The 10,614-nt window shown below is 47.3% G+C and carries 10 protein-coding genes; 7 read left to right on the plus strand and 3 right to left on the minus strand.

Annotation, left to right across the window (positions count from 1 at the left end; translation table 11 throughout):
• The first annotated feature begins 360 nt into the window (after positions 1 to 360).
• Entirely contained in the window at positions 361 to 582 is a 222-nt protein-coding gene (locus QUA54_RS29770; RefSeq protein WP_333193708.1) for a DUF5837 family cyanobactin class RiPP, read from the plus strand.
• 329 nt (positions 583 to 911) lie between these two features.
• Here the strand turns inward: QUA54_RS29770 and QUA54_RS29775 are convergent, their stop codons facing one another.
• Positions 912 to 1,034, minus strand: a complete 123-nt coding sequence (locus QUA54_RS29775; RefSeq protein ID WP_281363587.1) for a hypothetical protein — start codon at positions 1,032 to 1,034, stop codon at positions 912 to 914.
• A 99-nt stretch (positions 1,035 to 1,133) separates the two neighbouring features.
• Here QUA54_RS29775 and QUA54_RS29780 point away from each other — a divergent pair, with 99 nt between their 5' ends.
• The 3 genes from QUA54_RS29780 (at position 1,134) to QUA54_RS29790 (ending at position 2,967) form a co-directional block, all read left to right on the plus strand.
• Positions 1,134 to 1,343 carry a DUF5837 family cyanobactin class RiPP gene (locus QUA54_RS29780; RefSeq protein WP_333193688.1) on the plus strand — a complete coding sequence of 70 codons (210 nt, stop codon included), beginning with the start codon at positions 1,134 to 1,136 and terminating at the stop codon, positions 1,341 to 1,343.
• Positions 1,344 to 1,932: 589 nt separating this feature from the next.
• The gene (locus QUA54_RS29785; RefSeq protein ID WP_172192411.1) at positions 1,933 to 2,166 is read left to right on the plus strand and encodes a DUF5837 family cyanobactin class RiPP; all 234 of its coding nucleotides are present in this window, start codon (positions 1,933 to 1,935) and stop codon (positions 2,164 to 2,166) included.
• A gap of 588 nt (positions 2,167 to 2,754) precedes the next feature.
• A complete protein-coding gene (locus tag QUA54_RS29790) occupies positions 2,755 to 2,967 on the plus strand; it encodes a DUF5837 family cyanobactin class RiPP (protein WP_333193690.1) in 213 nt (70 codons plus the stop codon).
• Between the two features lie 65 nt (positions 2,968 to 3,032).
• On the opposite strand, the gene QUA54_RS34615 is transcribed toward QUA54_RS29790, so the two are convergent.
• Complete coding sequence (locus QUA54_RS34615) at positions 3,033 to 3,455, minus strand: transposase (protein ID WP_445301600.1); 423 nt, start codon at positions 3,453 to 3,455, stop codon at positions 3,033 to 3,035.
• Positions 3,456 to 3,503: 48 nt separating this feature from the next.
• Complete coding sequence (locus QUA54_RS34620) at positions 3,504 to 3,698, minus strand: transposase (RefSeq protein WP_445301601.1); 195 nt, start codon at positions 3,696 to 3,698, stop codon at positions 3,504 to 3,506.
• Positions 3,699 to 3,931: 233 nt separating this feature from the next.
• Between QUA54_RS34620 and QUA54_RS29800 the strand changes: the two genes are divergently transcribed.
• From QUA54_RS29800 to QUA54_RS29810, 3 genes are read left to right on the plus strand one after another with little or no spacing between them, the layout of a single operon-like run.
• The gene (locus tag QUA54_RS29800; protein ID WP_333418123.1) at positions 3,932 to 6,334 is read left to right on the plus strand and encodes a TOMM precursor leader peptide-binding protein; all 2,403 of its coding nucleotides are present in this window, start codon (positions 3,932 to 3,934) and stop codon (positions 6,332 to 6,334) included.
• Positions 6,277 to 7,728, plus strand: a complete 1,452-nt coding sequence (locus tag QUA54_RS29805; protein ID WP_333418125.1) for a SagB family peptide dehydrogenase — start codon at positions 6,277 to 6,279, stop codon at positions 7,726 to 7,728. The genes QUA54_RS29800 and QUA54_RS29805 overlap by 58 nt, the downstream gene beginning before the upstream one ends.
• Before the next feature lie 52 nt (positions 7,729 to 7,780).
• Entirely contained in the window at positions 7,781 to 10,075 is a 2,295-nt protein-coding gene (locus QUA54_RS29810) for a PatA/PatG family cyanobactin maturation protease (RefSeq protein WP_333418127.1), read from the plus strand.
• The last annotated feature ends 539 nt before the right edge of the window (positions 10,076 to 10,614 follow it).

The raw sequence follows: 10,614 nt of genomic DNA on the forward strand, positions 1-10,614 counted from the left end.
TTGGCGCTGGAGTTTGCCTCGATAAATTGACGTACAATCTTTGTGATTTCGGGGCATTCAGTTACCTGGCACGGCGGGCACGGCGGAGGATATTAACGGGACTTAGACTTTTTGAGGTAAGTGGTTGAACCCCGATTTGTTAGATGAACCCCAGCGTTGGGGAGTTGCTGGGAGTCATTCGCAGTCACCCAGTGTGCGATTGCCCCTCAACTAAATCTGTTCAGTGATCGCCTATTTCATCCAAATCGTCTCTCCCGCTAAAAAAGTTTTAGTGCGTCAACCCCTCTACAAATGACACACAACCAGCTTCTTCCACAACAGAAGAAAAAACCACAAAAAGCAGCAAAGGAGAAAAGAAAAATGGACAACAAAAACTTGATGCCCCAGCAGGCACAACCCGTAAACCGGCTCACCACTGGACAACTGCCCGGCGAACTAGCAGAACTTTCCGAAGAAGCCTTGCAACTGCAGGGTGACGGTGACGACAGTACATCAGTACTAGCTTTAGCAGCTAATAGTGATTTAGGCGGGCAGATTTGTTGGAGTTGGGTGTGCTCTTATGACGGAGAAGACGCAGAATAGGTTCCCACTCAAGCTGCATCTGTTAATTTCCTCAAAAATGCCTTTTCTCCTTTAGTGGAGCCTGATTCGCCCTCCGGAATTGCTCGGCAACTGCCCTGACTTCGGGGGGTTTCGGATACCTGGCACCTGCCGAGGAATGTGGAAAGGACAGGGGGAGAAGAGGGTGGAGTAGAGTTCCTAGTTCCTTTTTCGTCGTTGCCTCCTTGGAGGTTTAAGCCAGCTAGGAGTTTATTTCCCCAAGGGCACTTTCTGGCTGGCTTACTTTTCGGTTGGTAGCGGTTACAAAATCCTTGCTAACGAAAGGTTGTAGTTATTATTGACTTTAAAGTTCATTCCCAAGAGTTGGCAATAGCTTCCAGGGCGGCGGTAGGCGCAGTCATGCAGCGTGCGATCGCGCTTCGCAAGTCAGTCGGTAATCGCCCCTCTCGATACACCAACAGCGAATCGCCCACATACAGTCTTCTTTCAGAAAGAAGCGGTCAGACCGATCGACTGAGCAATGGCTCGACAACGGGACATTTACGAACAACCCACTATGGAGAAAAACTCTCATGGACAAGAAAAACTTGATGCCCCAAGTGGCACAACCTGTCAACCGGATCGCTACTGGGCAATTGCCTGCTGAACTGGCTGAACTATCGGAAGAAGCTTTATCCCAACTGGGGGAGGAGGCCTCAGAGAGTGCATCTGTACTACCGAATAGTACCCCATATGGGAGAACCGCGTGTCATTGTTCTTATGACGGAGATGACGCGGAATAAGTTCTGCGCTACGTCGGACTTCTTTTCTCCTCAAAACTGCCTTTTCTCCCGTCAGTTGAGCCTGATTCGCCCGGATGAATCGTTCCGTAATTGCCCTCACCTGGGGGGTTTCCGATACCTGGCACCGTCGTGAGGGGATAGGGAGAGGGGAGACGGTTCAGCAGGGGAAGAAGAGGATGATGATTTTTCTTCCTCTCTTGCTCCCTTGCCCCCTTTGAGGTCTAAACCAGCTAAGAGTTTATTCCCCCAATGACACTTTCTAACTGGCTTACTTTTCGGGTTGTACTGCTTACAAAATCCTCGGTATTTCCGGGCGCATTCCTCCAAGTTGTTGCCAAGGGTTAAGAATGCTGGATGCCACTGGGTTAAGCCATCGTTGGTTAGCTGGTCGTAGCTGCCGTAGTTGCTGAACTCATAGAAGAATCCAGGACGTATTTTTGCAGCCTTGGGATTTCCGTGAATGTAGCGCAGTGTGTTGATTCCCCGCTGACATACAGTCTTCTTTCAGAAAGAGGCGGTCAGTCCCACCGACTGAGCATTAGCTCGACAACGGGACAAAAACACAAACTACAAAAGGAAAAAAACTCTCATGGATAAGAAAAACTTGATGCCTCAAGCGGCACAACCTGTCAACCGCATCACCACCGGACAACTGCCGGACGTACTGGCTGAACTGTCGGAAGAAGCCCTGTCCCAACGGGGAGAGGATGCCTCAAGTAGTGCATCAGTAATACCCGCATGTGGGCATAGTGACGGTTATTCCGGTGGTTATGCTACGCCAAATTGCTGTGCGTGTTCTTATGGCGGAGACGACGCGGAGTAAGTTCCTGGGCTACCCCGAACTTTTTTCCCCTCAAAACTGCCTTTCATCCCGTCTAGGAGCCTGGGTTAGTCCGGATGAATCGTTCCGCAATTGCCCTCACCAGGGGGGTTTCCGATACCTGGCACCGTCGTGACGGGATAGGAAGAGGGGGAGACAGGGAGGTAGGGGAAGAAGTTGATGATTTTACTTCCTCCCTTGCTCCCTTGCCCCCTTTGGGGTCTAAACCAGCTAGGAGATTATTTCCCCAATGACACTTTCTAGCTGGCTTACTTTTTGGGTTGTAGCGCTTGCAAAATCCTCTGTATTTCCGGGCGCAGTCTTCTAAATTGTTGCCCAATTGCAAAAAAGCCGGATGCCACTGAGTCAAGCCATCGTTTGTTAGCTGGTCGTAGCTGCCGTAGTTGCTGAATTCATAGAAGAATCCAGAACGTATTTTCGCCGCCTTGGGATTTCCGTGAATTTAGCGCAGGGTGTTGATTCTCCGCTGACATACAGTCTTCTTTCAGAAAGAAGCGGTCAGACCCACCGACTGAGCAGTAGCTCGACAACGGGACATTTACGAACAACCAAAAATGGAAAAAAATTCTCATGGATAAGAAAAACTTGATGCCCCAAGTGGCACAACCTGTCAACCGCAGTACCACAGGACTTGTACCTACTGAATTGGCTGAACTGTCGGAAGAAGCTCTCCAACTGTATGGCGAGCTAGATAGTGCATCCGTACTACCAAGTAATTATAGGTCAATGAGCTGTTTCACAAGTAGTTTCTGTTCTTATGACGGAGGAGACGACGCAGAATAGGTTCCCACTCTACCTATGTCTCTTAATTTCCTCAAAACTGCCTTTCATCCCGTCTAGGAACCTGGTTAGCCCAGATGAATTGAGTCGCAATTGCCGATACCATCGGCCATCGGCCTTTCCGATACCTGGCACCTGTTGGTTGGGGGATGAGGGGGGGAGGCAGGGGAAGATGAGGATGATGATTTTACTTTCCTATCTCTCCTTGCTCCCTTGCCCCCTTTGAGGTCTAAACCAGCTAAGAGTTTATTCCCCCAATGACACTTTCTAATTGGTTTACTGTTCGGGTTATACCGCTTGCAAAATCCTCGATACTTTCGGGCGCACTCTTCCAAGTTGTTGCCAAGGGTTAAGAATGCTGGATGCCACTGAGTTAAGCCATCGTTGGTTAGCTGGTCGTAGCTGCCGTAGTTGCTGAATTCATAGAAAAATCCTGACCGTATTTTTGCAGCCTTGGGATTTCCGTGAATGTAGCGTAAGGTGTTTAGCACCCGCTGGCGGTCTGAGGCGGGAAAGCCATCACAAAAATATCGCTTCTCTCAGAAGTGTCCCGTGCGGTTGAGCATCCGGTTAAAGCACATGGCGGTATACCAGTTGAGGAAGTGCATGATTTTTGGCAAATCATTGGGTTGAGTCGGTTCAATCAAGTAATGAATATGGTTTGACATGATGCAAACGGCATATAGCTTAAACTTGTATTTCTCAATAGCTTGTTTGATGGCATATAGAAACACCTCCCGGCATTCCCACCGTTGTAGCTTAAATTCTCGGTTGTTACATCAAGTTGTGATGTGGTAAGCATACCCAGGCTGAAGGTTTCTTGGTTTTCTAGGCATTGCTATGAGAGAGTGTGAGTTGTACTGATAACTTGAGATACTTAAACCTTACTGGTTAAAAATCATCAATACATCACTAATTCTCACTAACAAACAAAGGAAAATCAATAATCTAAAAATCCAAAGAACCCATGAAAATACCCCAAATCAAACCTCATTTCCGCATCGAAATTGTTGAACCCAAAAACGTCTATTTACTGAGTGAATATGCCACCTACGCCCTAACAGGTAGCCTTTATTGCCAAATTATTCCTCTGCTCAACGGTCAGTACACATTAGAGGAAATTATTCGGAAGTTAGATGGGCAAGTCGTACCCGAACATATTGAATACGTCCTCGATCGCCTCGATGCCAAAGGCTATCTCACAGATGCCGCCCACAGCCTCACCCAGGAAACTGCTGCATTTTGGAGCCTGCTGGGTGTAGACCCGCAAGCAGTGAGCGATCAATTACTTAATACCCAAGTATTAATTACCACAGTTGGAGCCGTTGATGCACAACCCTTGGTTGAGTCATTACAGGCACTCCAAATTCCAGTGCAAGGGTGGCAACAAGACTCACCCAAGCCCGATTCGGCTTCTCTACTGGTAGTCTTGACAGATGATTATCTGCAACCAGAACTAAGTCGCATCAATCAGATGGCACTGCAAAATCAGCAACCCTGGCTGCTGGTCAAACCAATGGGTGGAATGCTGTGGTTTGGTTCCATCTTTGATCCAGGGGAAACGGGATGTTGGGAATGCCTCGCCCATCGGCTCAACGGCAACCGGGAAGTAGAAGCCTCCATTTTGCGGCAGCAGAAACAACAGCAGGGTATGAGCAATACTGTTGGGTTAACCTCTCCCCCAACCCCTCTCCTACGAGGAGAGGGGAGTAGGACTCCCCCCTTCCCTAGTAGGGAAGGGGAGCTAGGGGGGTTAGGCATTGAAGAAATCGGGTGTTTACCAACAGCAGTTGCCGGGTTGCCTTCGACAGTGCAAACGGCGATCGGATTAACCACCACCGAAATTGCGAAATGGTTGGTTAACCAGTGCCTCCCAGAATCAAAAATTCAGACATTAGCTGGGAAAATCATCACGCTGGATCAGACGAATTTCACCCAGAAAACCCACACGCTCACCAAACGCCCTCAATGTCCGTCCTGTGGGAATCCTGATTTAGTCAGCCAACAGGTCAAAAGTGCGATCGGACTCACCAGCCGCAAAAAGCTGTTTACTCAAGATGGCGGACATCGCGCCTTTACGCCAGAACAAATCTTGAAACGCTATGAGCATTTAATCAGCCCCATTACCGGAGTCGTCAGCCAACTCGTGCGGGTTTCTGACCCCAATAATCCCCTCGTCCATACCTACCGCGCCACCCATGCCTTCGGTACTTCTTCCAGCCTGAATAAGTTGCGAAAATCCCTGGGACACAAAAGCCGCGGTAAAGGTAAAAGTGATCGTCAATCTCAAGCCAGCGGATTCTGTGAAGCGATCGAACGCTATTCTGGCATCTATCAAGGCGACGAACCTCGTATAAGTTCTAAGTTAGCTGAGTTGGGCGATCGGGCTATTCATCCACAAAAGTGTTTGCTGTTTAGCGATACTCAATATCAAAATCGGGAGGAATTGAATCAAAAGGCAATTGTAGACCACGATTGGATTCCAAAACCCTTTGACGAAACGCAGGCGATCGATTGGACTCCCGTATGGTCATTAACTGAGCAACGGCACAAATATCTGCCCACTGCCTTTTGTTACTACGATTACAAACTTCCTAAAGAACACCGCTTCTGTTCTGCCGACTCCAACGGCAATGCAGCCGGAGGAACCCTAGAAGATGCGATTTTACAGGGCTTTTTGGAACTGGTAGAGCGGGATAGCGTCGCCATCTGGTGGTACAACCGCCTTTCTCGCCCCAGTGTAGACTTGGCGAGTATCAACGAACCTTACTTATTAGATTTACAGAATTGGTATCGCAGCCAGCAGCGCGAACTTTGGGTACTCGATTTAACCACAGACTTGAATATTCCCGCCTTTACTGCCGTTTCTCGCTATATCGGCGGCGGTGACGAACGCATCATCGCCGGATACGGAGCGCATTTCGACCCGAAAATTGCCATTTTGCGAGCTGTTACCGAAGTCAATCAAATTGGATTTGCTGTAGACCAACAGGATTATTCAACTGCTTCAGACTCTGCCTTGTATCATTGGTTTACAAAAGCAACCTTAGCCAATCAACCTTATCTTGCGCCTTGCACTCAGCAACCTGCGAAAATATATTCAGATTACCCGCAGCAATGGAGTGATGATATCGAGCAAGATGTCCTAACCTGCGTGGAAGTCGCCAGACGTGCGGGGCTAGAAATGCTGGTACTCAACCAAACCCGCCCCGATATTGGCTTGCCTGTGGTTAAAGCGATCGTCCCTGGCTTGCGCCACTTCTGGTCAAGATTTGGGGCGGGACGGCTGTATGATGTGCCTGTGAAACTCGGATGGCTGACTACGCCTTTGAGCGAAGACCAAATGAACCCGATGCCAATGGTATTTTAATAATGTCCGATTTCTTCACCCTTTCCTTCCGCCCTGACATCGCCCTCACTGTTGAAAGCGAGCGACTGATACTGCGATCACCTCAGCACTGCCTGACATTGGAACATCCTCAGCCAGGATTGAGAACTGCCTTAGAACGTCTCAAGGATTCCAGCCAAACTTTTTCCCAACTCCAAGCTGTGATTGCCGAATTAGATGGCATCGAAGCTAGTCTCAACTTTGAGTTTGAGTTGCAGAAGCTAATTAGCCTCGGCTGGATAAGTCATTCCGTTTTACCATTAGCAACTGCCATTGCCATTGCAGAAAATTATCAATTTGTTGTTCCGCTTTTTGATGAGGAACAGCCTTTAATGCTGTCTCGGTTTGCCTTTCTGTGGCAAGAAAAACAACAGTTTGTTTTAGAATCTCCCCTTTCCCAAGCAAAAATTATTCTGCTAGATTGGCGGGCGACAGCCCTAATCGGAAAACTGGCTAAAGTTGATTCGCAATTCACCTTCTTAACTTTAGCTGATGGGCTGATTGATGCAGAGATAGCAAGAGCGTTCATGCAGTTGCTCATCGCAACCAAAATGATCCAGCTAGAACCGGAAAGCAAAGCCTTAGCCGAATGGCAATTTCATAACTTGCTGTTTCACCGCCAAACTCGTTTACAACGATTAGACGAGCCGCCTAAAACGGAAATTCCTCAATTTGAGAATAGCGAGCGCTCGCACTTTGTCAAATCGCCCATGAGTGACCGAGTAATTTCCTTAGAGAAACCTAACCTAGAAGTGTTAGCTCAAACAGATATTTCGCTCACCCAAGCGATTGAATCCAGACAATCAATTCGGGAATACAGCAACCAGCCGATTACATTATCTCAATTAGGAGAATTTCTCTATCGCTGTGCGCGAGTCAAAGAGGTTTACATTCCTGAAGACGATCCGATGAATATTGGAGAAGTGACGAAACGCCCGTATCCCTGCGGCGGGGCATTGTACGAACTGGAGATTTATCCAGTAGTAAATCGCTGTCAAGGGCTGGATGCAGGACTGTACCACTATCAACCCCTCGCGCACCGATTGCACCAGCTTGCCGAACAAAATCCAGATGTGGAAGCTTTACTCTATGATGCCTGGAAATCAACTGGACAACAAGATATTCCGCAAGTGTTACTGATTGTTACTGCTAGATTTGGCCGATTGTTCTGGAAATACCATGCGATCGGTTACGGTCTAATTTTGAAGCATATCGGGGTTTTGTATCAAACATTTTATCTCGTCGCGACAGCGATGAAGTTAGCCCCCACTGCGATCGGTGCAGGTAACTCCCAACTGTTTGACAAAATCGCCCATCTTAACGAACATGAAGAGTCCTCAGTGGGAGAATTTATGCTAGGCTCACTCAAACAATAAAAACCCTTATTTATCATACTTCCTCAATAAATTATTAAACCTCTAGATTCCTATGCCTGACTTAATTGCAATTCCCGGTTTTGCCGAACTTCAAGCCATCACACGCGGCGATTCCCGCATCAAAATAGCTGTTTTGGATGGCCCCGCCGACCTCGAACGCGCTTGTTTTGTTGGCGCAAACTTGAGTAGAATTAAACCATTTTGGCAACAGACACTAGAGCCAATCGATCCATTCTACATTGAACAGCAACTTAAAATAAATGCCCTTAAAGACAAGAAAAAGGCTTTAAAAAAAGCTTTGAAGCAAAGCGAAAAGGAGAATGCAGATACAGCACCAGCAGCTTCGCAATCCACCGCTGGTGTTACAGCATCGAACTTGATGCGATCGCACGGCTCCTTTAGCACCGTTTTCAATGCTCTGCTAGAAAGCACAGATGCACCAGTAATTGAGCAATATCGCCAGTTAAGTGCCTCCAAGACGCAAAATTTACGGCAAAGAGAAATATCCCCAAATATAAACTATGCTGCCGCCATCAAAGAATTAGAGGCAGAGATTAAAGCTTTAGAAGACACGATTTCCAAAGAAGTGCAAGAGCGTCTAGGTGGTGTATTCCACGCGACTGGCATTTTTTCAGTGATGTTTGGGCAACCTGGTTCCCCGGTAGAGGGAGTAGCTCCCTACTGCACCGCCATTAACATTCCCCTGTTTGAAACAGCAACTAGCGGTGAAGCTCTATCTCCCCTGAACATGACCCATGCTTTTAACTTGGCATTAGAACTGGGGGTGAATATCATTCACTGTGCTGCCTGCCACCCCACCACAACCGGGTTTGCCCACGAAATGATTCAAAAAGCAGTCAAACAATGTCAGGACAATAACATTCTGATTGTTGCGCCCAGTGGCAATGACAAAGGCGAATGGTTTTGCGTTCCGGCTGTTTTACCCAATGTTTTAGCAGCGGGCATGATGAAGGACAATGGACAACCCGCAAACTATAGTAACTGGGGCGGTCAGTATCAGGAACAAGGCATCCTCGCACCGGGCGAAAACATTCTGGCAGCACAACCAGGTACCGATGAACCTGTCCGACAAGAAGGAACCAGTTTAGCCGCTCCCCTAATGACTGGTCTTTCTGCGTTAATGATGAGCGTGCAATTGCAACGCGGCGAACAACCCAACGCCGAAGCAGTGCGGATGGCTTTTCTCAACAGCGCTATTCCTTGCGACCCTCAAGAAGTTGCAGAACCAGAACGCTGTTTGGCTGGTAAATTGAATATTCCTGGTGCTTATCAATTACTAACCGGAGAACCCTTAATCACCATTCAACCTTCTAGCACAATTCATCCAGAAATCGATATGGTAGATAATACGGTAGTGCCTGCGAACAATATTGCCCACCTGGAATTCAATTCCCTGGCAAACTCTGGCACAGTCCAACCCTCCAATACAACAGTTGCCACCCTCACCTCCAGTGAACCCACCGAAGGCATTACCCCCAGCGCCGCCTCAAAACTTGTCTACGCCTTGGGAACAATCGGTTACGACTTCGGCAGCGAAGCCAGACGCGACACCTTTAAACAACTAATGCCCGCAATCGAAATTGACGGCACCATAATTCCCCCTAATCCTTATGATGCCGGTCAAATGGTCGATTATCTCTCACAAAACCCCAGTGAAGCCAAAGCCTTAATTTGGACGCTCAATCAAGAACTTAACCCCATTTACGCCTTAGAACCCAGACAGGGTTTTGCTGCCGATGTCTACGAAAGATTAATCCTGATGTTAGCGGGACAAATTGAACCTGAAGACAGCGATGATTTTGTCGAACGAATCAGCATTCCCGCCAAAACAGCCGATAAAACCGTGCAGCTATTTTCCGGGCAAGAAGTTCCCGTAATTACCTTAATCAATACAAGAGGAATGTACGGTTGGAAAATCAACAATTTAGTCGAAGCAGCTTTGCAAATTGTCGCTCCTCAAGCACCGCAAGCTGATGAAATTGCAATGAGAACATCTCTCACCAGCTTCCTGAATCGAGTTTATTTTGACTTCCAAAATTTAGGGCAAACTTCTAAAGACAGGGCGTTGAACTTTTCTGTTACTAACGCTTTCCAAGCTGCTTCGAGCTTCGCTGAAGCTATTTCAAGAGGAATGCAACTCGATACGATTGAAGTAGAAAAAAGCCCGTTTTGTCGGATTAATAGCGATTGTTGGGATGTGATATTAAAGTTTTTCGATCCAGAAAATAGCCGTAGGGCTAAGAAAGTTTATCGGTTTACAGTTGATGTGAGCGATCGCATTCCTGTGACTATGGGTGAAGTTCGCTCTTGGTCTGTACCAAAATAAATTTGTTGTCAATGACCAACGCCAGATTTCCTGCGTCTATAGAACCCATTTGACATCTTTTCTTAAAAAATAAGGCAGACAAACAAGTCGTCTCACATAACTCAATAGGGCGTTGCTGAATCAAGGTATGATAAACTTATAATGCGAGCGCGGACGCAGAGAATGATTTCTTTGATTTGGATACGGAATTGGAACATCTGCTGTACAGTGACTTTTTATTTGACGTGGAGACATATTAGTCCCGTTAAAAAAGCAAAGCTAAATCTGGCTTGTTTTTTTGGCTCAATCTAGCTTGGCAATGCTGACAATCAAATGCTAGAACGCGCTCGCAAACTTTGTCTGTAATCCTGTAAGAGGGAAGGTTTTGCTCAGCGACACAAAATTGTCTCGATGTCATTTAATTAGGCACTGTACAGATCGCCTTAAAATCTCATATTTTTTCAACCTTCCATCCAGCCTGATTCCCAACTTTGTCGGCTCGGATGAATACAAAAGCCCCCCGCTTGAATAGATCGCCGCTGGGCTTAACTCCGATGAGC

The sequence above is a fragment of the Microcoleus sp. MOSTC5 genome (genome assembly GCF_036701825.1).
Taxonomy (GTDB): domain Bacteria; phylum Cyanobacteriota; class Cyanobacteriia; order Cyanobacteriales; family Microcoleaceae; genus Microcoleus; species Microcoleus asticus.

Excerpts from the sequence above, each read along its gene's own strand:
- QUA54_RS29770 (WP_333193708.1), top strand. The coding sequence starts at position 361 with ATGGACAACAAAAACTTGATGCCCCAGCAGGCACAACCCGTAAACCGG.
- QUA54_RS29780 (WP_333193688.1), top strand. The coding sequence starts at position 1,134 with ATGGACAAGAAAAACTTGATGCCCCAAGTGGCACAACCTGTCAACCGG.
- QUA54_RS29785 (WP_172192411.1), top strand. The coding sequence starts at position 1,933 with ATGGATAAGAAAAACTTGATGCCTCAAGCGGCACAACCTGTCAACCGC.
- QUA54_RS29790 (WP_333193690.1), top strand. The coding sequence starts at position 2,755 with ATGGATAAGAAAAACTTGATGCCCCAAGTGGCACAACCTGTCAACCGC.
- QUA54_RS29800 (WP_333418123.1), top strand. The coding sequence starts at position 3,932 with ATGAAAATACCCCAAATCAAACCTCATTTCCGCATCGAAATTGTTGAA.
- QUA54_RS29805 (WP_333418125.1), top strand. The coding sequence starts at position 6,277 with ATGGCTGACTACGCCTTTGAGCGAAGACCAAATGAACCCGATGCCAAT.
- QUA54_RS29810 (WP_333418127.1), top strand. The coding sequence starts at position 7,781 with ATGCCTGACTTAATTGCAATTCCCGGTTTTGCCGAACTTCAAGCCATC.